Below are 20,640 nucleotides of genomic sequence, written 5' to 3'. Positions count from 1 at the left end.
TTTATAATTAATCCTATTCCTTAATCCATTGAAAACTTCATGGCTATTCGCCATGGCAGCAGCCCGCCTGTTTAGCGGTGATGCCGCGCGGCCGTAATATCCCGGCCGCGTCGGCGCTCTTTTAAAGAGAGGATCGTCAATTATGTCATTTGAATTAATATCGCCTCAGCTGTTGGCGGAATTTAGATCAAGAAAAATAAGCAGTTCTACGGTTATTGATATTCTTGACGGTCTGCAGGCCGGTGATGCGCTGACGCCAAAAATACGGGCCATCAATGCGCCCGACCATTATTTTGCCGCCCAGGCTTATACCGTCAGCTGGAGAATGGTGCGCAAAGGCAGCGACATCCTGCAAGCGCAGCCCGCCACCTGGTCGCAGGTCAGTCGCTTTTTGGTGCCCGAGCTGCACAGCGGCGCAGGCCTGGTCTACGTCGCCGGCGCCGGGCCGCTGCTGACCCATGCCGCGCTGGCCGGCGGCATGAGCTGCACCTACTTCGAACAGCTGGGCTTCGCCGGCGTGGTGCTGGGCGGCGCGGTGCGCGACCTGCGCGAACTTGAGCGGCTGGCGATGCCGGTGCTCGCCAGCAACCCCATTCCCACCGATACCCAGGGCGCTTACTGGGTGGCGGAAACCGGCACCCAGTGCCAGATAGAACAGGTTACGGTGCAAAGCGGCGATTTGATGGTCTCGGACGTCAACGGCACGGTGGTGGTGCCGCTGGCGCTGACGGCGCAACTGCTGCAGCAGGCGCTGGCCATCGACAGCACGGAAAACGCCATGCTGGAGAAAATCAGACAGGGCGCACGCCTGCCCGAGCTGATTAATATCACCGGCAGAATTTAACCCTTACATTATTGACGAGATAAATCATGATAACTGTCCATACGCTGGGACCGGCGGGCACCAATTGCGAAAAAGCGGCGCACCTGTGGCTGAAAAATAACGGCCATCGCGGCGAGGTTAAATTACACCAGACGCTGGAGGATGCGGCCAAATACATGAATGATACCGACGGCGCCGATATTTTGCTGGGCTGCATCGTTTATCCTCAGCTTCATCACCTGGTGTTTAAAAACCTCAGTCATTTAAAGCTGATAGATTGTTTTGTCATGGACACCCACAATATGGTTTTCGCCGGCAAGGGCCAAAAGCCGGGTGAAATCAGAACCGTGGGTTCTCATCCGGCGCCGCAGGATTTAATTCGCCAGGTGCCGGGCATCAATACCCAGCTGTCCATCAGGCTGTTTAATTCCAACAGCGAAGCGGCGCGTCAATGCGCGGCGAATGCGGTCGACGCCTGCATTTCCACCGATATCTCCGCCAACCGCTGCGGCCTGACCGTTTTGGCCGATTTTGGCCCGGTGCCGATGGGTTTCTCCATCCACGCAAAAATCGCCTGATTCAGGCTATTACCCTAAACCTTAAACACATGAGAGGCAGATATTATTATGAGCTTACATTTAGGCAGTGAAATGGTGCCCTACGATATGGATCTGCAGCGCCCGGAAGGCACCGAAAGCAAGATTACCGCCCGCTTTGTGCACGGCACCGGCTTTACCCTGGCGTTTTGGCAATTCAAGCCCGGCGCCAGGATCCCCGAACACCAGCACCTGCACGAAACCGCCACCACCATCCTGCAAGGCGCGCTGCGCCTGACCGTCGATGGCCGCACCCTGTATCTGCACGCGGGCGACACCTTCGTTATCCCCTCCTGGGCGGTGCACCACGCCGAAGCGCTGGAGGATTCTGAGGTGCTGGATGTCTATACGCCGGTGCGCGAGGATTACGTGGCCAGGCAAAACGGCGTCACCGAAACCTACCTGACCCAATCGCAGCGCGCCGACTGACGCTGAGCAGCAAACGCTGCCCACGTCGGCCTGCCGTGGCCCTGTTCCGCTGTTCTTTCAGTGAGTGAGCATCATGATATTCAACCATGATATTGACGTGCTGACCGGTGAATTTCACCGGGAGCGAGAATTATCCTGTCGTAATCCCCCTGCGCCGCCGGCGCAGCATGAGGACTGGTCGCCCGCGTCATGGCGGCGTTTCCCGGCGAAACAGCAGCCGGTTTATCCGGACGCCTGCGCGTTGCAATACTGCGAGCGGCAGCTGCAGCAGAGCCCGCCGTTGGTGTTGGCCGGCGAAATACGCCACTGTCAGCAGCAGCTGGCCCAGATCGCCGAAGGGCGCGCCTTCCTGCTGCAGGGCGGCGACTGCGCCGAATCGTTCGCCGATTGTCAGACCACCTCGGTGCGCGATCACGTTCTGACCATGGAGCAGATGGCGGCGTTGATTCATCAGGCTACCGGGCTGCCGGTGCTGAAAATCGGCCGCATCGCCGGACAGTTCGCCAAACCGCGCAGCCAGCCGGAAGAAACCGTCGGTGAGCTCACCCTGCCCAGCTTCCGCGGCGAGATTATCAACGGCCGCGAGTTCAGCGCCCACGGCCGCACGCCGGATCCGCTGCGCATGCTGCGCGCCTATCACCACTCGGCCTCGACCCTGAATCTGTTGCGGGCGCTGGATAACTCGGTCTTTTCGTTGTACGCCGCGCAGCGGCAGGAGAGCCTTCACCCCGGCGTGACCGAGCAATACTACCGCACGCTGCGCGCGCAGCTGCAGGACTGCTACCGCCGCGTCAAGCGCCAGCCGCCGCGCCAGCCGCTGCTGACCAGCCACGAAGCGCTGCTGCTCAATTATGAGGAAGCGTTAACCCGCCGGGATCTCGCCCACGGCGGCTGGTATAACTGTTCTGCGCACATGCTGTGGCTGGGGGAACGCACCGGCGATGTCGATTTTGCCCATGTCGAATACCTGCGCGGCATCGCCAACCCCGTCGGCATCAAATGCGGCCCGGCGATGACCCAGGCCAGGCTGCTCGGCCTGCTGAAGCGGCTAGATCCGCAGGGCACGCCGGGGAAAATCCTGCTGATCGCCCGCATGGGCCTGACGCAGATCGACGCCAGGCTCCCTGCGCTGATCCAGGCCGTTAAGGCCTCCGGCCACCCGGTGATTTGGCTGATCGATCCGATGCACGGCAATACCCGCACCGCGGGCTCCGGCCACAAAACCCGCGCCTTCGCCACCATAGTGGCGGAAACCCAGGCGTTTACCGCCATGATGCATCGGCACGGCGTCCATCCCGGGGGCCTGCACGTTGAAATGACCGGCCTGGAAGTGACCGAGTGTACCGGCGGGATGCAGCAAATCAGCGACCGGGATTTATCCCACCGCTATTACACCGCCTGCGATCCGCGCCTCAACCGGACCCAGGCGCTGGAGCTGGCTTTCCTGTTGGGCAAGTCCTGGCAAAACACCGCCTGAGGCGACGCGGCCCGAGCGGCGGCGATTGCCGCGGCTCAGGCCGGTTTGCCGCTCAGGCTGGCCCACATAAATTCGCTGACCAGCGCGCTGTGGAACGCCGCCTGCTTCTTATCGGCCGCCGCGCTGTGCCCGCCCTCGGTATTCTCATAGAAATACACCTGCTGGTAGCCCATCTGCTGCATGCGCGCCGCCATCTTGCGCGCGTGCGCCGGGTTAACCCGGTCGTCGCTGGTGGCGGTGTAGAACAGCACCGGCGGGTAGGCCACCTGCGTCTTGATGTTATGGTACGGCGAGAAGCTCTTGATATAGGCCCACTGCTCCGGCCTGGACGGATCGCCGTACTCGGCAATCCACGAGGCGCCGGCGGAAAGTTGGGTGTAGCGCTGCATGTCGAGCAGCGGCACTTCGCAAACGATGCAGCCGAACAGCTGCGGATACTGCGTCAGCATGTTGCCGACCAGCAGCCCGCCGTTGCTGCCGCCGCGCGCCCCCAGATGCTGTGACGACGTCACCTTTCGCGCAATCAGATCTTCCGCCACCGCGGCGAAGTCCTCATAGGCGCGGTGGCGATGCTGCTTGAGCGCCGCCTGGTGCCAGGCCGGCCCATATTCGCCGCCGCCGCGGATATTGGCCACCACGTACACCCCGCCGCGCTCCAGCCAGGTTGGCGCCTTGCTGCCCATGTAGCCCGGCAGCAGCGGCACTTCAAAACCGCCGTAGCCATACAGCAGCGTCGGATTGCTGCCGTCCAGCCTGAGCGCTTTGGCGGCGATCTGGAAGTACGGCACCCGGGTGCCGTCTTTCGAACGGGCGAAGTGCTGGCTGACCTGATAGCCGCCGGCGTCGAAGTCCTGCGGCCCCTGCTTCAGCAGCTCCGCCTCACCGCCGTCGAGGTTGCCCATGTACAGCGAGGTCGGCTGCAGGAAGCCGCCGATGGTCAGGAAATAATCGTTGGTTTCCTCATCGATGCCGCCGGCGGAAATGGTGCTGATGGCGCCCGGGTTGCCCAGTGGCCGCCGCTGCCAGCCGTCGCCGTGCGGCGTCAGCACCTCCAGGCGGTTCACCACGTTATCCATAATGCTGAGGATCAGACTCCCGCGCGTGCCGCTGTAGCCGCTCAGCGCCATCTGCTCATTGGGGGTGAACAGCACCTGCAGCTCACGCTTGCCGGCCAGATAGTCGTCGAAGTTGGCCGCCAGCAGCGCGCCGGACGGATAGCGCTTGCCGCCCACCAGCCAGTCGCTGCTCGGCTTGATCAGCAGCCATTCGCGGTGGGTATCGAATTCGGCGTCTTCCGGGATCTCAATCTTGATCTGCCGGCCCTGCGCGGTCAGCAAGAAGCTTTCGCGACGGTAAAAATCCAGGCTGCGGCCAACGTAGTCGCGCTCGAAGCCCGGCGTGCGATCGTGATAGGCGAATACCGCCATATCCTCCGGCTGCGCCTGGTACAGGGTTTCGGCGGCGCTCAGCGGCGTGCCGCGGCGCCAGCGCTTGGCGATGCGCGCGTAGCCGGACTGGGTCATGGATCCGGGGCCGAAATCGGTGGCGATAAACAGCGTGTCTTTATCGATCCACGACGCCTGGCTTTTGGCCACCGGCAGCCGGAATCCGTCCTTCACGAAGGCCTTCGCGATCAGGTCGAACTCGCGAATTTCGGTGGCGTCGCCGCCGTCCGGCGACAGTTCCATCAGGCAATAGCGGTATTCCGGCGCCAGCGGCTGCGAACCGTGATACACCCAGTCCTTGCCCTCAGCCTTGCCCAGCGCGTCGATGTCCAGCACGGTTTCCCACGCCGGCCTGGCCTTGCGGTATTCCGCCAGCGTCGTGCGGCGCAGCAGGCCGCGCGGGTTGGCCTGATCCTGCCAGAAGTTGTAGTAGTAGTCGCCGCGTTTGCTGATCCAGGGGATCTGGGTGTCCTTATTGAGGATATCCAGCACCTGCCGCTCCAGCTGGTGGAAGCCCTCTCCCTGCGCAAAACGCGCGGCGGTGCGCTGGTTTTCCCGCTGCACCCATTGCTGCGCGGCCTTGCCCTGCAGCTCTTCCAGCCACAGGAATTCATCGCCGGCGGCGCTGCCGCCTTCCGCCGCCATCGCCAGGCGGATACTGTTGGGTAATGAAGTCATCGCGAATACGGCTCCTGCGGTTTGTGCGCTGAGTTTAATAAACTGACGTCGATTGCTGACCGGCAAAATCAAGCTCCTTTTGGCCGAGAAATAAGAGTCATTTTCAACAAGGTAGGCGTTTGGCGGCGCAGAGTCAAAGGCTGCGCCCAGGGCGTTGAGTCAGGATTTAGGATAGTGGATCAGATCGTGAATGCGCACCGATTGCTGGCCGGCATTGCGGTAGGCGTGCGGCCGATCGGCCTGAAAACGCATCGCCTCGCCGGCGGCCAGACGGTGCCATTGGCCGTCGATCGCCAGCTCCAGCCGGCCGCTGATGACGATCACGTGCTCGATGACGCCCGGCTCATGGGGCGAAGATTCGCTGAGCGCCCCGGGCGCCAGATCGATGACAAACATGTCGAAACCCAGCTGCCTGTCGAACGGGAACAGCGGCACCACGCGCATATCGGCATTGTGCTGGTCGAACACCGGCAAATCGCCGTAGCGGTGCAGCGCGGCCTGCTGCTGCAGCGGCGCAGCCTCGAGAAAGGCCGAAAACGCCACGTTGAAACCGGTGGCGATCTTCCACAACGTCGCCACCGTCGGGCTGGACTCGCCGCGTTCAATCTGCCCGAGCATCGCCTTGCTGACGCCGGTATGCGCGGCCGCCTGCGTCAGGCTCCAGCCGCGCTGAGCGCGCAGCGTGCGAAGGGTGTGCGCCAAATGGCCGGTCAGTTCCTGCATAATGTCTCCCGCTGCTTTTGGCGGCGATTATAGCCACTTGTGCGCTATAACGCACGATGCTATGCTGATTTTCGCTGTGCGTTATAACGCACGAATCATCATTCCCGGAGCCCGCCATGCGCCCAGCCCTTTCCCTGCGTCATCTGACGCTGCCCGCCGTCATGGCCGGTTTTGTCGCCGTGCTGGTCGGTTACACCAGCTCCGCCGCGATCATCTTCCAGGCCGCCGCCGCCGCGGGCGCCACGCCGCTGCAGATCGGCGGCTGGCTGAGCGCGCTGGGGCTGGGGATGGGCGTCACTTCGCTTGGCCTTTCGCTGTATTACCGCACGCCGATCCTGACCGCCTGGTCGACGCCCGGCGCGGCGCTGCTGGTAACCAGCCTGCCCGGCACCCCGCTAAATGAGGCGATCGGCGTCTTCATCTTCGCCTCCGGGCTGATCCTGCTGTGCGGCGTGACCGGCCTGTTCGCCCGGCTGATGGACTTTATTCCGCAGGCGATCTCCGCCGCGATGCTGGCGGGCATTTTGCTGCGCTTCGGCCTGGACGCTTTCGCCTCGCTGCAGGTTAACTTCGCCCTCAGCGCCGGCATGGGGTTGGCGTACCTGCTCAGCCGCCGCTATCTGGCGCGCTATGCCATCGTCTTGACCTTGCTGAGCGGGTTGGCCATCGCCGCGCTGCAGGGCAATATTCACCTGGCCCAACAGCCGTGGGCCCTCGCCATGCCGGAATTTATCACCCCGCACTTCAGCGCGTCGACGCTGCTGGGCATCGGCGTGCCGTTCTTCGTGGTGACCATGGCGTCGCAAAACGCCCCCGGCATCGCCACGCTGAAGGCGGCCGGCTACAGCGTGCCGACGTCGCCCCTGATCGGCTGGACCGCGCTGACCGCCCTGCTGCTGGCGCCGTTCGGCGGATTCTCGGTGTGCATCGCCGCCATCACCGCCGCTATCTGCATGGGGCCGGACGTGCACCCCGACCCGCAGCGCCGCTATATGGGCGCGGTCGCCGCCGGCGCCTTCTACCTGCTGGCCGGGCTGTTCGGCGGCGCCATCGGCATGCTGTTCAGCGCGCTGCCGGCGGCGCTGATCCAGACCATCGCCGGGCTGGCGCTGCTGGGCACCATCGGCGGCAGCCTGCAACGCGCCCTGCACGACGAGAGGCAACGCGACGCGGCCTTGATCGCCTTTTTGATCACCGCCTCCGGCGTGACGCTGCTGGGGGTCGGTTCCGCTTTTTGGGGCATTATCGGCGGCGCCATCGCCCACCTGCTGCTCTCGCTGCCGCGGCGCACGCCCGCGCCGTGAAAAACGTGCACATGACGTTGACAAGACACGCGGCGGCGCCTTCACTTGAGGTGCTCAGCAGCGATTTACCTGAAGACGGGGGACGGATTTGCCCTCGCCATCGTCAACCGGCAGGTGACAGCGTCACGAGAGAGCCTATGAATGAGAAAGCCGCGCAGTTAGCCCAGCGCCTGATCCGCAATTTCGATCGGGCAGAGACACGCCGCGAGCAACGGGCGCCGCTGTATGACAGCGTCGGCGCCCGTCTCGGCACCGGCACCGCAGCAGAGAAGCTGGGCGCCTCCATCGATTGGGTGGCGCCGGGCATGCGTTCCTGCCCCTACCACTTTCACTACGCGCAGGAGGAGATGTTCATCATTCTGCAAGGCAGCGGCACCTTGCGGGTTGCCGGAGAGCGGCTGCCGATCGTCAGCGGCGATATCATTTTTATCCCGCCGGGCCCGGAATATCCGCATCAAATCATCAACACCTCGGATGCGCCGCTGAAATACCTGTCGGTCAGCACCCGGGAGCAGCCCGAACTGGTGGAATATCCGGACTCAGGCAAATATCAGGCTAGCGGGCGCGGCGGCGACGGCGAACCGGTGCGGTATCTGCAGCGCCCCTCAGCCTCGCTCGATTACTGGCAGGATGAACCCTGAATCACCGTCCGGCAGCGCCAGGCCCAGCGCGCGCGCCGCCAGCTCGGCCACGCGGAAGTCGATGTCGGCCGCTTCGCCGTCCTCCATAAACCAGGCGGCGGAGAGCCCCGACCAGGCCAGGATCCACTGCAGCTGACGGCGGCGATCCAACCCCGCCAGCCGACAAATCTGCTCCACCCGGCGCTGAAAAACCGCCGGGTCGGTGGCGATGCCGTAATTGGGATTGCAGAAAATATTGGCGTAATCGAAACCGCGCTCGCCGTACAGTCGTTTGGGATCGATCGCCAACCAGCCGCGTTCGCCGAAGTCCAGCACGTTGTCATGATGAATATCGCCGTGCAGCACCCCTTCCTCCCGCGGGCTGGTCAGCAACTCGGCCGCCGCGGTGGCGCTGAGGCGCAGCATGCCGCCGTGCGCCTGCGCCGCAGGCCACAGCGAGTTGAACCACTGGTGCAGCGGGATCAGTTCCGGCAAGGGTTGCGGACGGGGAGCATGCAGGCCGGCGATGACCCGGCACAGGATCGCCGTCGCCTGGGCGTCATCGCCGTCGCGTACCAGCTGCGCCAGCGAACCGCTGCCCTGGGCGCGCTCCAGCAAGATGCCGTCTTCATGCCATGCCAGCACCCGCGCCGCGCCTTCGCCCCGCCACCAGCACATCAGCCGGCCGCCAAATTTCTCTTCCTGTTCGCGGGCGATTTTCAGCATGGCGGCGTCCCCGCGATAGCGCACCGGCATCAGCAGGCTGCTGTGGGTTTCGAAGGCCTGGCCGTCCGGCTCCAGCCGCCAGCGTTGCATATAGGGTATAAATGCCCGGTTCATTGGCCCCTGACCTTGTTGCGGTGATCCCCGCCGATTGCTCATTGCGTGAAGCGGACGGCACAGGAAAACAGATGTGAGTGATACGATAGATCGCCGCGATTTACCGGCGTTGCGCCAGTTATCCTAACCAAGTTTGCCGCTTTTTTTAATAAATCTCGCGAGGGGTTTTACCATGACGTCATTAAAACGCATTAATTATCCGCAGTTGCCCACGCCGGGCGGGCCTTATGTGCACGCGGTGCGCCACGGCGATCTGCTGTATGTCTCCGGCTTGACGGCGTTCGCCACCGAGGCGCAGGGCCAGGCTGCGGCGCAGCAGACCCAGGCGATTCTGGAACAGCTGGCGACCATCGCCGCGGAAGAAGGCACTAATTTGAAGGCGCTGATCAAGATCGGCGTCTTTTTGACCGACATCGCCGCGCTGCCTGCGGTGCGCCCGGTGCTGTTCGATTATTTTGACGGCGCGCTGCCGGCCTGTTCCCTGATGGCGGTCAGCGCCCTGTTTTCGCCGCAGGTCAGCGTGGAGATAGAGGCGATCATGGCGTTGTGATGCCGGCGCTATCGTGCGGCGGCCTGCGTTAACCTTTGCGGCGCTCGGGCGGATTCTGCTAATTTATCGCCAAGACAATTATTAGACGAGACGTTATGCAACCGAAGCCGGTGCTGCACGAGGCCAGACAGTTAAAGCGACTTAACGCCGCCACGCGGCGTCAATCCCATATGTACAAATGGATTGCCTTTATCGCTGCGCTGGATGCGCTGCTGGTGTTTTGGTATGACCGGGATATGCGCAACGTCACCTTTTCGGGGGCGGTCGCGCTGGTGTGCGGCTATTTATGGATCCGCGATCGCAACCGCGCCCGCGGCTACCGGCGCGAATACGACCGCAAATTCGGCAAGCGCAGCGGCCTTTAGGGCCGCATGGCTTCCAGCACTTTGGCGCTGTCGACCACCTGCACGAACTTGACTATCTTGCCGTCGCGCAGCGTATAAATATGCGCGAACGACGCGCTGAAGGACTTGCCGGTAGCCCGATAGGTGCCATGATAGAAACCCTGGGCAATCACGTTGTCGCCGGCGTCATAGAAGTGGTCGACGTCGGCGCGGTAACCCTGCCACTCGGTGCCCAAACGCTGATGCACATTTTTGACGATCGCCTCCGGGCCCACGTAGGTGCCGGCGTAGGGGAATCCGGCGGCTTCGGTCCACTCGGCGTCGGGCGCCAGCGCCGCCAGCAGGTTGCGGCCATTCTCTTCGGAACTGCCTTCATAGGTGGCGCGGACGATCTCAAGATGGGTTGGCATGTCTTTTCTCCTGTGGCTTTGCGGGATATTCCGGCCAGCCGCCGCAGACACAGTGCTAACACCAAGCGGCACCGACCGGAATCACGCCATTGTAGGTTGCTTATTCCATGATAAAAACCGTGGATATGGCAATAGTCCGTTGCAATAGGGTAAACAATACGCCGCCCTCAGCGTCATTTTTATGGCATCTGCGGCTGCCATGATTATTGACGATTTCCGCCAACCAGGAGCAAAACGTGCATTTATCCCCTCTTTCGCCAGCGCTGCTGCAGCCGTTCTCGCCCTATGAGACGCTGGCGCAGGCCCTGCTGCCGCTGACCCTCGACTCTGACGACGGCTCGCACGACGTGGCTCATCTGCACCGGGTATGGAAGAACTGTCGCCATATCAGCGAGCGGGAAGGCGGCGATCGTCGCCGGCTCTGCGCCGCGGTGCTGCTGCACGACTGCGTGGCGGTCGAAAAGAACTCGCCCCAGCGGCACCTGGCCTCGCGCATGGCGGCGGAAAAGGCGTCGCTGACCCTGGCGCAGCTGAGCTGGGAGCCGCAGGATATCGCCGCTGTGGCCCACGCCATCGAGGCGCACAGCTTCTCCGCCGCCATTGCCCCGGAAACGCTGGAGGCGAAAATCTTGCAGGACGCCGACCGCCTCGACGCCATCGGCATGATTGGCGTGGCGCGCTGCTTTTATATCGGCGGCCGCATGCGCAGCGCGCTGTACGACGCCGGCGACCCGCTGGCGCAGCAGCGTCAGTACGACGATAAGCGCTTCACCCTCGACCATTTCGAAACCAAGCTGTTCAAGCTGCAGGAAGGGTTCCAGACCGCCGCCGGGCGGCGGCTGGCGCAGCAGCGCACCGAGCGCATGCGGCGTTTTCTCGGCGAGCTGCTGGACGAGATATAACGCCGCGTTTCGCCCTGCCCGGCATTTCCGTTACGTCGACAACATCTTCCGTCAAATAAATCCTGTACACTGACGGTCAACTTCACCGAACGGGCTGCATAGATGAAAAAACTGACGCTGAAAGAAATGACCGAAAGCGAGCAACGTGAAGTAAAAACCGAACTGGACAAGGCGCGCAAGCAGCAGGGCCGCCCGCTGACCAACGCCGAGCAGAACAAGATCAAGGACGAGGTGGTGGCGCGCATCATGGCCGCCAGAGAAAAAATCGCCAAGGCGGCGCGCGCCGAGCGCAAAGCCAATCGGGTCAAGCCCAGCGGCGAAACCTACAGCTGGTCCGCCTCGATCAGCACGCGCCCTCCGCGTTAATCGCTGCGCCGAAAATCCCCGCCGCCGCGGGGATTTTTCATTTATTAGCTAAACTCATCTGCCCAAGCGCATCATGAATAACAATGTTATCAAGCTGTTGTAAATTGACAGCATAATGAAGAATATTCATTATCAGCCGACATCCACTTTTCATGAGACCGCCATGACTGACTTGCGCCATTCCGATGCATCCCGTACCCCGGCGTTGGCCATCGGCGCGCTGTCCCGTCAGATGCGCTGACAGGCCGGTACGCAACGCTGCCCCCTGGTATTCTCATCCGGCTTCTCTCTCGGTCACACAAAAGGAACATTATATGGCCTCATTTTCCGGTATTTGGGTTGCGCTGGTGACTCCCTTCAATAACGACGCCGTCGACCTGCCGGCGGCCAAACGGCTGGCGCAGCACCTGCTGGCCTCCGGCGTCTCCGGGCTGGTGGTCTGCGGCTCTACCGGCGAGGCCGCCGCGTTAAGCAAGGAAGAGCAGCTGGCGGTGCTCGATGCGGTGCTGGAGGTGGCGCCTGCGCACCAGGTGGTGATGGGGCTGTCCGGCAACAACATGGCCGCCACCCTGCAGATGCAGCAGGCCATTCAGCTGCGCGACATCGCCGGGGTGCTGATCCCGGCCCCCTATTACATTCGCCCGTCGCAGTGCGGCCTGGTGGACTATTTCACCCAGTTGGCCGACGCCGCCAGCGTGCCGGTGATCCTGTACAACATTCCGCAGCGCACCGGCATCGCGCTGGAGCTGGCGACCCTGCGCCAGCTGGCCCGTCACCCGCGCATCGTCGCCGTTAAAGACTGCGGCGGCAACCCGGACGCCACCATGGCCTTGATCGCCGACGGCGAAATCGACGTGCTGACCGGTGAAGACAACCTGATCCTCACCACCCTGTGCCTGGGCGGCACCGGTGCCATCTCCGCCTCTGCGCACCTGCACCCCGAGCGTTTCGTCCAGCTGGTGCAGCAGGTGGCCAGTGGCGATCTGGCGGCGGCGCGCAGCAACTTTTATGCGCTGCTGCCGATGATCCACCAGATGTTCAGCTTCCCTAACCCGGCGCCGGTCAAGGCGGCGTTGGCGCAGCAGGGGCTGATCCGCAACGAGCTGCGCTCGCCGATGCAGGTCGCCCCGCAGGCGCTGCAACAGCAGATCGCCGCCACCCTGGCGCAGTTGCAGCCGGAAGAGGCGCTGATCGGCTAAATTTGTTAGCTAATCCGCTGTAATTTTAACGTTATGGAACTAGGATGAGAGGTTAAGCATGCCTGTCAATCATCACTATCAAGGAGCTTCCGATGAAACTGTTCTATAAAGCCGGCGCCTGTTCGCTCTCCCCGCACATCGTGCTGCGCGAGGCCGGCCTGGATTTTACGGCGGAAAAGGTCGATTTGGCGCAAAAGAAAACCGAAAGCGGTGCGGATTACCTGAGCATCAACCCCAAAGGACAGGTGCCTGCGCTGGTGCTTGATGACGGCAGCCTGCTGACCGAAGGCGTGGCTATTGTGCAATACCTGGCCGACCGCGTGCCGGATCGCAACCTGATCCCGGCGGCCGGCACCCTGTCGCGCTACCATGCGATCGAATGGCTGAACTACATCGCCACCGAGTTGCACAAGGGATTCAGCCCGCTGTTCAACCCCAAAACGCCGGATGAGTACAAGGCCATCGCGCGCGCCAGGCTTGAGCAGCAGTTCAGCTACCTGGATTCGGTGTTGGCCAGGCAGCACTTTCTGTTGGGGAGCCGTTTCAGCGTAGCGGACGCCTATCTGTTTACCGTGCTGCGCTGGGCGATCGCCCTGCAGTTTGATATCCGACAGCATGCCCATCTGGCGGCCTGGTTCGACAGCGTCGCGGCGCGCCCGGCGGTGGAAGCGGCGCTGAGCGCCGAAGGACTGAAATAATCGCGCGCCCCGGCGTTTTGCGCCGGGGCGGCATACGGCGTTACAGTTTTACCGCGCTGAATGCGCTGCGGGGATGCACGATGCGATCCTGCGCCGCCACCACCTGCAGTTCATATTCGCCCATTTCCTGGGTAGTCAGCATCACTTCATAGACCGCGGCGGTGACGTGTTCCAGCGCTTTATCCAGCGCCTCGCCTTGCAGCAGGTTAACCAACAGCAGGCCGCTGGTCAGGTCACCCACGCCCACCGGCTGGCGTGCGCCGAAGTCCACCAGCGGGCGGCTGATGTGCCAGGCCTCGTCCGCGGTCACCAGCAGCATTTCGAAGCAATCCGGATGATAACCGGCGCGGCTCAGATGTTTGACCAACACCACTTTCGGCCCTTTGGCGATCAGCTCGCGCGCCGCACTCACCGCCTGAGCGACATCGGCGACGTCGCGCCCGCTCAGCAATTCCAGCTCCAGCAGGTTTGGCGCAATCATGTCGCTGCACGGCAACGCCTGCCGGCAATGAAATTCAGCCACGCCCGGCGCCACGATGCAGCCCTTTTCCGGATGGCCCATCACCGGATCGCAGAAATACCAGGCGTTCGGATTGGCCAGCTTGACCTGCCGCACGATCTCCAAAATATGGCCGCCCTGCTCCGGCGAGCCGATATAGCCGCTCAGCACCGCGTCGCAGCGTTTCAATTGATCAATATCCGCGATCCCCTGCGCGATCTCGCTCAGGTGGCTGGCCGGCATCACGCAGCCGGTCCATTTGCCGTACTGGGTATGATTGGAAAACTGCACGGTGTTCAACGGCCAGACGTTAACGCCCATGCGGCGCATTGGGAACTCCGCCGCGCTGTTGCCGGCATGCCCAAACACCACATGCGACTGAATAGAAAGAATATTTTTCATATTACCCTGCATACCCAAAAAATAAAGGGGCCACCGGGGCCCCTTCTCGTCGTTAGCGTATTATTTCCAGTCCACCAGGCAGTAATGCTTCTTGCCGCGGCGCAGCAGCGTGTAGCGGCCGAACAGGCGATCCGCTTCGCTGAAAGCGTATTCCGCGTTGGATTGCTTCTCGCCGTTGACGGTGACCGCGTTGGAGCCGATCATGGTGCGCGCCTGGCCGCGCGACGGCACCAGCTCGGCGTTCACCAGCGCCTGCTGCAGGTCGGCGTCGCCATCCAGCCTGATGGTCGGCATGCCGTCCTGCGCCAGCTGGGCGAAGTCGGCCTCGGTCATCTCGTGCAGCGCGCCGGAGAACAGGCTCTGGGTGATGCGCTTGGCCGCAGCCAGGCCTTCCGCGCCATGCACCATGCCGGTCACTTCTTCCGCCAGCACGTACTGGGCGCGCGGCGCCTTGCCGCTGTTCTTGTCTTCTTCTTCCAGCGCGTTGATGTCTTCCAGGCTCATGAAGGTGAAGAACTTCAGGAAACGGTAAACGTCGGCGTCGGCGGTGTTGATCCAGAACTGGTAGAACTTGTACGGGCTGGTTTTTTCCGGCGCCAGCCAGACTGCGCCGCCTTCGGTCTTGCCGAACTTGGTGCCGTCCGCTTTGGTGATCAGCGGCACGGTCAGGCCGAACACCTGCTTCTGGTGCATGCGGCGGGTCAGGTCGATGCCGGAGGTGATGTTGCCCCACTGATCGGAACCGCCGATCTGCAGCTCAACCTGATGGCGGTTGTACAGCTCGGAGAAGTCGAAGCCCTGCAGCAGGTTGTAGGAGAACTCGGTGAAAGAGATGCCGGAGTCGTCGCGGTTCAGACGCTGCTTGACCGCTTCCTTGTTGATCATCTGGTTGACGGAGAAGTGCTTGCCGATATCGCGCAGGAAGGTCAGCACGTTCATGCCGCCGAACCAGTCATAGTTGTTGGCGGCGATGGCGCTGTTGCTGCCGCAGTCGAAATCGAGGAACGGAGAAACCTGCTTGCGGATTTTCTCCACCCACTCATTCACCGTATCGGCGGTGTTCAGCTTGCGCTCGGCCGCCTTGAAGCTCGGATCGCCGATCAGACCGGTGGCGCCGCCCACCAGCGCGACCGGCTGATGGCCGGCCAGCTGGAAGCGCTTCAGGCACAACAGAGGAACCAGATGGCCCAAATGCAAGCTGTCGGCGGTCGGATCGAAACCGCAATACAGTGCAATTGGCCCTTGCGCCAGTCGCTCTGCTAACGCTTCCTCATCCGTAACCTGGGCAACGAGGCCCCGCTCTTGCAGTTGTTTAATCAAGTTGCTGCTTGCCATCAAAGACTCCATGTATAAACGAATGCACCTTTGCCGGTACACGGCCTTTCGCCCAGTGGCGAAATACAAAAATTCAGGGTAGCGCATAGAATAAAGCGCCGGCGACGTCAGTGCCAGCGCTTAGAGGGGATTTTCCGATTTCAGGGTGCCAGTCGGTCAATTTTCCAGTCATTCCCGTCCCGCTGATACAGGAAACGGTCATGCAGGCGGTTGGCGCCGCCCTGCCAGAACTCGACGGAGTCGAAATCAACGCGGAATCCGCCCCAGAAACTCGGCAGCGGTACCTCGCCCTGTTGGAATTTTTGCTTCAGCTCGAGAAATTTGCTCTCCAGCACGCCGCGCGCGGAAATGCGCGAGGACTGCTGGGAAACCCAGGCGCCGATCTGGCTGTCCTTCGGCCGGCTGTGGAAGTACTTCAGCACCTCCAGCGTCGACAGGCGCTCGGCCTTGCCCAGGAAGATAACCTGACGGTCAAGCATGTGCCAGGGGAACAGCAGGCTGATATGCGGGTTCTGCGCCAGCTGCTGCGCCTTGCGGCTGCCGAGGTTGGTGTAGAACACCAGCCCTTTGTCATCGACGTGCTTCAGCAGCACGATGCGCTGATAAGGCTGGCCGTTTTCGTCGACCGTCGCCACGCACATCGCGGTAGGATCGGCCAGGCGAGCAGCGCAGGCCTGTTTCAGCCAGCGTTCAAACAGCTCGAGCGGATTGGCGGTCAGATCGTTGCGGCGCAGGCCGCCCCGGGTGTATTCACGGCGCAGGTCCGCAACATCAAACTCGTTCTTTTCAATCATCTGGTTTATCAACCAACCGAAAAATCTGTCGTTACATTCTGCGCCTGCGGCATCAGGATCTCAATCGTCCTGACGCCGCCCCGGCCGATCAGTTGGCCTGCACGCAGTCGCTCATAATCACCCTGTCGTTACGCTCGACGTAGGCATTTTGACCCTTGGACCAGAAAGTGTACTTGCCGTCGCTGTACTTGGCGCCGGTCATCGCCAGCACCTGCTTCAAATGCAGCTGCTCGCCGTCCATCAAGAAGCTGACCTCGCTCGCCTTGCCGTCCAGCGACACCGTCAGCGGCGTGGTGCCGCACTGATAATGCAACGTCTGGCTGCTTTGCGGCAGGAAGTAGCTGCAGCCGGACAGCGCCAGCGCGCCTGCGGCAAGAATGACCTTTTTCATCTTGTTGCTCCTTAGGGAAATCAATCCATTTCTATCCTAACAGAGCTGACGAGGGGCCAAAGGCAAAACCGGATAAATCCCACCCAGCAGGGTTTCGCGGCTGGCGCCGGTCACCGACGGCAGGTTGCCGGGCTGGCCGGACAGCGTGCGGAACGCCAGCCAGGCGAAGGCCAGCGCCTCCATGTCGTCGCCGCTGACGCCGAAATCGTCGGTCAGCCCCACCTCGGTGCCCGGCAGCATCGCCGCCATGCGCGCCATCAGCAGGCCGTTGCGCGCCCCGCCGCCGCACACCAGCAGCCGCTCGCAGCCGCCGGCCAACTGCACCTGTTCGCAAATGGTGACGGCCGTCAGCTCCGTCAGGGTCGTCTGCACGTCGAGCGGGCTGACCGCCGGCAAGCCGGCCAGCTGTCGTTCCAGCCAGGCGGCGTTGAAATACTCGCGGCCGGTGCTCTTCGGCGCCGGCAGCGCAAAATACGGATCCGCCAGCATCTGCTGCAACAGCGGCAGGCAAACGCGCCCCTGCATCGCCCAGGCACCGTCCTTGTCGTAAGGCTGGGAAAGATGACGCCAAACCCAGGCGTCCATCAGCATATTGCCCGGGCCGGTGTCGAAGCCGCGCACCGGCGTGCCGGGCAGCAGCAGGGAAAGGTTGGCGATGCCGCCGATGTTCAGCACCATGCGGCGCTCGGTCGGATGCGCCAGCAGCGCCTGATGGAACGCCGGCACCAGGGGGGCGCCCTGGCCGCCGTAGGCCATATCGCGCCGGCGGAAATCGCCGACGGTGGTGATGTCCGTCAGCGCGGCGATGCGGTTGTTATCGCCCAGCTGCATCGAGAAGCGCGCATCGCCCTCGGGTTCGTGCCATACCGTCTGGCCGTGGCAGCCGATGGCGGTAACGTGCTGCGGCGGAATGCCGGTCTGCTTCAGCAGGCCGAGCACCGCTTCGCCAAACAGCGTGCCCAGCTGCGCATCCAGCCGGCCAACCGCGGCCAGCGTGGTTTGCTGCCCCTGGCACATGGCCAAAATATCCTTCTTCAGCTGGATCGGCATCGGGTGGCTGTAGCTGGCCTGTTGCGCCACCATACGTTCGTCGATCGCGGCCAACACCACGTCGACGCCATCCAGACTGGTGCCAGACATAACACCTATATAGCGGCCTGACTTCATAGCAACATCCTTTAACCCGCACGGGGAAGCAAACATTTAACCTGACAAATAAACCAGAATTAAAAGATTAACGCCATGAATTATGATGCCTTTTTTCAGCGTTGTGAGCGCGGCGCCCGTTTGCCGGGGTTCGGCGACGGGGATAATCGGCGTTAAACCGCGCCTCAACCCGAAACGGAAAGCGCGGCGATACTGTCATAAAGCTAAACAGCGGTTTATTATTGGTTGAACAGAGGAAAGTTAAGCTGCATGCAGCGATAGGTATGGAAAATGGTGATATTCGTGGCTTTAAACCATACTTTGTCTATTATTTTCACTGAATCTGGCCTGGAAAGGTTCCCCAGGTTATGGACTACCACAATCAGGAGTTTTATATGATCAAGCGTCTTCTCGTCGTTGCCATCGCCGCCGTTACCCTGGCGGGGTGTTCCAATGATTCCATGTCCGGCGACGTTTACAGCGCCTCACAGGCCAAACAGGTGCAGACCGTACGTTACGGCACGCTGGTTTCTGTGCGTCCGGTCAAGATCCAGGGCGAAGGCGGCTCCAACATGATTGGCACCATCGGCGGTGCCGTACTCGGCGGCTTCCTCGGCAATACCATCGGCGGCGGCACCGGCCGCAGCCTGGCGACCGCCGCAGGCGCAGTGGCCGGCGGCGTAGCGGGCGACCAGATTGGCGCGGCCGCCGGCCGTACCGACGGCGTTGAGCTGGAGATCAAAACCGATCAGAAAGACAACGTCGTGGTGGTTCAGAAGGCCGGGGCGACCAAGTTCAGCCCGGGGCAGCGCGTGCGTATGGCGCAGATGGGCGATACCATCACCGTTTCGCCGCTGTAAGCCGGCCGAACGAAGTAAAACCGGAGGCGATGGCCTCCGGTTTTTTTATTTCTGATGCTGTGAAATGTAATCGTAAAAGAAAAGAATATTATTGTTTGTTCTGCAGTTCGGTGATGTTCTGTTCCAGCTTGCCAATCAGACCTACCAACAGTTGCACTTCATCGGCGGTAATGCCGCTCAAGATTTCGCTGCGCGTCGAGGTGATGACGCTGTCCACTTCCCTGATGATCGGATCGGCCGCTTCGGTCAGCTTGATGCGCTTCGCTCGGCGGTCATTGGCACAGGTGTGGCGAGTAATCAGCCCCTTCTCCTCCAGTTGGTCCAGCGTGCGGACCAGTGACGGCTGCTCAATGCCGATCGCTTTCGCCAGCTGGATCTGCGACTGCTCCGGCGGTAAGCGATTGATATTGTGCAAGGTGACCCAATGCGTTTGGGTCAGCGCCAGCGGCTTGAGCCGATGATCGATGAGCGCGCGCCAAACACGAACCAATCGTGCTAAATCTGAACCTAATGTTGACTCCACTTACCCCTCCTTATAATTAGCATGCTAACATTACCTCCCAGAGTTTAGTCTATTTTGGGTAACTCACATTAAAAACACAAATGTATATAATGTATATTGTGGAAATAACCACTATTTTTGTCAGTTATTGTTTAATCGTTATGCAAATATTCAACATATTCACCCTTAGGGATTGTTAATGTGAATACATCATGGCTACAGGCTTCGTCTCCCCTGCCCGATTTGGTGTTGGGCGCATCGCTTTATTTTCCACCGATATTTAAAGCTTTTTTGCTGGGGCTGGTTTTATGGTTGCTGATACATCACCTGTTACGAGACTGGATTTATTCCGGCGAGATCTGGCATCCGATGCTGATGGATTTGTCTATTTTTGTTCTGACCCTCAGCGGTTCCTTATGGATTTTAGCGAGTTGGTAACCCATGAAGCGTAAAACATTGAAATATTTTTCGACGGTGATCGTTTGCGCCGCGGCCGTTTGCGCCGGTTGGTGGCTGTGGAATTATTATATGCAATCCCCCTGGACCCGCGACGGAAAGGTGCGCGCCGAACTGGTCAATATCACGCCCGAAGTTTCTGGAAGATTAGAGAAAATAGGCGTTCATGACAATCAATTCGTACCTGCGGGAAGTCTGATTTTTACCCTCGACCCGGTGCCTTATCAAATCGCGCTCGACAATGCCGAGGCGGCGTTGGCAAAAGCGCGCTCCGACATGGCCAAGGCGGACCACGAAGCCGCGCGCCGCCGCGGGCTGCCGCGCAGCGTTATTTCCGCGGAGGATATGGACGAGGCGAATTTAACCGCGCAGGCAATGAAAGCCGCCTATAAAGCCGCGCAGGCGACGCTGGAACAGGCTAAATGGAATTTAAGCAAAACCCGAATTTACGCCCCGACGGACGGCTACATCACCAATTTACAGGCGCGGGCAGGAAACTATGCCACCGCGGGCACCCCGCTGGTGGCGCTGGTGGACGTTCATTCTTTTTATGTGCTCGGCTATTTTGAAGAGACCAAGCTGAAGCATATAAAAGAGGGCAATAAGGCGGACATCGTTTTATATAACGGCAACATTCCGCTGCAGGGTCAGGTGGAGAGCATTGGCCGCGCCATTTACGATCAGAGCGCCGAAAGCAATGGCGATCTATTAATGGACGTCAAACCCAACGTGCCCTGGGTCCGTCTGGCCCAGCGAGTGCCGGTGAGGATAAAATTGCTCAACGTCCCCGCCGACTTGCCGCTGGTGGCGGGCACCACCTGCACCATTTCGATTCATCAGCAAGGCTAAAG

At 61.3% G+C, this 20,640-nt stretch carries 26 protein-coding genes; 15 read left to right on the top strand and 11 right to left on the bottom strand.

Going from position 1 to position 20,640, the window contains the following annotated elements; all coding sequences use genetic code 11:
• Positions 1–142 precede the first annotated feature (142 nt).
• From CKW09_RS11485 to CKW09_RS11470, 4 genes are all read left to right on the top strand, one after another.
• Positions 143–844, top strand: a complete 702-nt coding sequence (locus CKW09_RS11485; protein WP_095097319.1) for an RraA family protein — start codon at positions 143–145, stop codon at positions 842–844.
• Positions 845–870: 26 nt separating this feature from the next.
• Positions 871–1,401 (top strand): prephenate dehydratase domain-containing protein, encoded by a 531-nt coding sequence (locus CKW09_RS11480; RefSeq protein WP_061795578.1) that lies wholly within the window; start codon positions 871–873, stop codon positions 1,399–1,401.
• Between the two features lie 48 nt (positions 1,402–1,449).
• On the top strand, positions 1,450–1,848 hold the full coding sequence (locus tag CKW09_RS11475) for a cupin domain-containing protein (protein ID WP_095097316.1): 399 nt from the start codon (positions 1,450–1,452) through the stop codon (positions 1,846–1,848).
• A 73-nt stretch (positions 1,849–1,921) separates the two neighbouring features.
• Positions 1,922–3,325 carry a 3-deoxy-7-phosphoheptulonate synthase class II gene (locus CKW09_RS11470; protein WP_061795576.1) on the top strand — a complete coding sequence of 468 codons (1,404 nt, stop codon included), beginning with the start codon at positions 1,922–1,924 and terminating at the stop codon, positions 3,323–3,325.
• 35 nt (positions 3,326–3,360) lie between these two features.
• Here CKW09_RS11470 and CKW09_RS11465 read toward each other — a convergent pair whose 3' ends face one another.
• Together CKW09_RS11465 and CKW09_RS11460 are read right to left on the bottom strand one after the other, a co-directional pair.
• Positions 3,361–5,448: a prolyl oligopeptidase family serine peptidase gene (locus CKW09_RS11465; protein WP_095097313.1), complete on the bottom strand. Its 2,088-nt coding sequence runs from the start codon at positions 5,446–5,448 to the stop codon at positions 3,361–3,363.
• A 159-nt stretch (positions 5,449–5,607) separates the two neighbouring features.
• On the bottom strand, positions 5,608–6,171 hold the full coding sequence (locus tag CKW09_RS11460) for a helix-turn-helix domain-containing protein (protein ID WP_061795574.1): 564 nt from the start codon (positions 6,169–6,171) through the stop codon (positions 5,608–5,610).
• A gap of 116 nt (positions 6,172–6,287) precedes the next feature.
• Here CKW09_RS11460 and CKW09_RS11455 point away from each other — a divergent pair, with 116 nt between their 5' ends.
• Positions 6,288–7,475 (top strand): benzoate/H(+) symporter BenE family transporter, encoded by a 1,188-nt coding sequence (locus CKW09_RS11455; RefSeq protein WP_095097310.1) that lies wholly within the window; start codon positions 6,288–6,290, stop codon positions 7,473–7,475.
• Positions 7,476–7,612: 137 nt separating this feature from the next.
• Positions 7,613–8,116, top strand: a complete 504-nt coding sequence (locus tag CKW09_RS11450; RefSeq protein ID WP_061795572.1) for a cupin domain-containing protein — start codon at positions 7,613–7,615, stop codon at positions 8,114–8,116.
• Here the strand turns inward: CKW09_RS11450 and CKW09_RS11445 are convergent.
• A complete protein-coding gene (locus tag CKW09_RS11445; protein ID WP_095097307.1) occupies positions 8,081–8,935 on the bottom strand; it encodes an aminoglycoside phosphotransferase family protein in 855 nt (284 codons plus the stop codon). The two genes, CKW09_RS11450 and CKW09_RS11445, sit on opposite strands and share 36 nt — an antisense overlap.
• A 172-nt stretch (positions 8,936–9,107) precedes the next feature.
• Here CKW09_RS11445 and CKW09_RS11440 point away from each other — a divergent pair, with 172 nt between their 5' ends.
• Positions 9,108–9,485, top strand: coding sequence for a RidA family protein (locus CKW09_RS11440; protein ID WP_061795570.1), 378 nt, complete (start codon positions 9,108–9,110; stop codon positions 9,483–9,485).
• Between the two features lie 95 nt (positions 9,486–9,580).
• Complete coding sequence (locus tag CKW09_RS11435; protein ID WP_061795569.1) at positions 9,581–9,850, top strand: hypothetical protein; 270 nt, start codon at positions 9,581–9,583, stop codon at positions 9,848–9,850.
• Here the strand turns inward: CKW09_RS11435 and CKW09_RS11430 are convergent.
• Positions 9,847–10,239 carry a nuclear transport factor 2 family protein gene (locus CKW09_RS11430; RefSeq protein WP_061795568.1) on the bottom strand — a complete coding sequence of 131 codons (393 nt, stop codon included), beginning with the start codon at positions 10,237–10,239 and terminating at the stop codon, positions 9,847–9,849. The genes CKW09_RS11435 and CKW09_RS11430 overlap by 4 nt on opposite strands.
• Before the next feature lie 236 nt (positions 10,240–10,475).
• On the opposite strand from CKW09_RS11430, the gene CKW09_RS11425 reads away from it, so the two are divergent.
• Together CKW09_RS11425 and CKW09_RS11420 are read left to right on the top strand one after the other, a co-directional pair.
• The gene (locus CKW09_RS11425) at positions 10,476–11,141 is read left to right on the top strand and encodes an HD domain-containing protein (protein ID WP_061795681.1); all 666 of its coding nucleotides are present in this window, start codon (positions 10,476–10,478) and stop codon (positions 11,139–11,141) included.
• Positions 11,142–11,243: 102 nt separating this feature from the next.
• Entirely contained in the window at positions 11,244–11,507 is a 264-nt protein-coding gene (locus tag CKW09_RS11420) for a DUF3811 domain-containing protein (protein WP_061795567.1), read from the top strand.
• 37 nt (positions 11,508–11,544) lie between these two features.
• Here the strand turns inward: CKW09_RS11420 and CKW09_RS24545 are convergent, their stop codons facing one another.
• Positions 11,545–11,763 (bottom strand): hypothetical protein, encoded by a 219-nt coding sequence (locus CKW09_RS24545; RefSeq protein WP_129544174.1) that lies wholly within the window; start codon positions 11,761–11,763, stop codon positions 11,545–11,547.
• A gap of 58 nt (positions 11,764–11,821) precedes the next feature.
• Between CKW09_RS24545 and dapA the strand changes: the two genes are divergently transcribed.
• Positions 11,822–12,706, top strand: a complete 885-nt coding sequence (dapA, locus tag CKW09_RS11415) for a 4-hydroxy-tetrahydrodipicolinate synthase (protein ID WP_095097304.1) — start codon at positions 11,822–11,824, stop codon at positions 12,704–12,706.
• 92 nt (positions 12,707–12,798) lie between these two features.
• Positions 12,799–13,404: a glutathione transferase GstA gene (gene gstA, locus CKW09_RS11410; RefSeq protein ID WP_095097301.1), complete on the top strand. Its 606-nt coding sequence runs from the start codon at positions 12,799–12,801 to the stop codon at positions 13,402–13,404.
• 40 nt (positions 13,405–13,444) lie between these two features.
• Here gstA and pdxY read toward each other — a convergent pair whose 3' ends face one another.
• From pdxY to anmK, 5 genes are all read right to left on the bottom strand, one after another.
• Entirely contained in the window at positions 13,445–14,305 is an 861-nt protein-coding gene (gene pdxY, locus CKW09_RS11405; RefSeq protein WP_061795680.1) for a pyridoxal kinase PdxY, read from the bottom strand.
• 60 nt (positions 14,306–14,365) lie between these two features.
• Entirely contained in the window at positions 14,366–15,640 is a 1,275-nt protein-coding gene (gene tyrS / locus CKW09_RS11400) for a tyrosine--tRNA ligase (protein ID WP_061795564.1), read from the bottom strand.
• A gap of 140 nt (positions 15,641–15,780) precedes the next feature.
• Complete coding sequence (gene pdxH, locus CKW09_RS11395) at positions 15,781–16,434, bottom strand: pyridoxamine 5'-phosphate oxidase (RefSeq protein WP_061795563.1); 654 nt, start codon at positions 16,432–16,434, stop codon at positions 15,781–15,783.
• A gap of 88 nt (positions 16,435–16,522) precedes the next feature.
• Positions 16,523–16,825 (bottom strand): MliC family protein, encoded by a 303-nt coding sequence (locus tag CKW09_RS11390; protein ID WP_061795562.1) that lies wholly within the window; start codon positions 16,823–16,825, stop codon positions 16,523–16,525.
• 36 nt (positions 16,826–16,861) lie between these two features.
• Positions 16,862–17,992, bottom strand: a complete 1,131-nt coding sequence (gene anmK, locus CKW09_RS11385; protein ID WP_061795561.1) for an anhydro-N-acetylmuramic acid kinase — start codon at positions 17,990–17,992, stop codon at positions 16,862–16,864.
• A 374-nt stretch (positions 17,993–18,366) separates the two neighbouring features.
• Between anmK and CKW09_RS11380 the strand changes: the two genes are divergently transcribed.
• The gene (locus CKW09_RS11380; protein WP_061795679.1) at positions 18,367–18,831 is read left to right on the top strand and encodes an outer membrane lipoprotein; all 465 of its coding nucleotides are present in this window, start codon (positions 18,367–18,369) and stop codon (positions 18,829–18,831) included.
• 88 nt (positions 18,832–18,919) lie between these two features.
• Here CKW09_RS11380 and slyA read toward each other — a convergent pair whose 3' ends face one another.
• Positions 18,920–19,354 (bottom strand): transcriptional regulator SlyA, encoded by a 435-nt coding sequence (gene slyA / locus CKW09_RS11375; protein ID WP_061795560.1) that lies wholly within the window; start codon positions 19,352–19,354, stop codon positions 18,920–18,922.
• Positions 19,355–19,534: 180 nt separating this feature from the next.
• On the opposite strand from slyA, the gene CKW09_RS11370 reads away from it, so the two are divergent.
• Entirely contained in the window at positions 19,535–19,771 is a 237-nt protein-coding gene (locus tag CKW09_RS11370; RefSeq protein ID WP_174524336.1) for a DUF1656 domain-containing protein, read from the top strand.
• A 3-nt stretch (positions 19,772–19,774) separates the two neighbouring features.
• Positions 19,775–20,638 carry an efflux RND transporter periplasmic adaptor subunit gene (locus CKW09_RS11365; RefSeq protein ID WP_061795559.1) on the top strand — a complete coding sequence of 288 codons (864 nt, stop codon included), beginning with the start codon at positions 19,775–19,777 and terminating at the stop codon, positions 20,636–20,638.
• The last annotated feature ends 2 nt before the right edge of the window (positions 20,639–20,640 follow it).

This window comes from Serratia ficaria, assembly GCF_900187015.1.
In the GTDB taxonomy this organism is placed as follows: Bacteria; Pseudomonadota; Gammaproteobacteria; order Enterobacterales; family Enterobacteriaceae; genus Serratia; species Serratia ficaria.
This window is presented reverse-complemented; position numbering and strand designations above follow the sequence as displayed.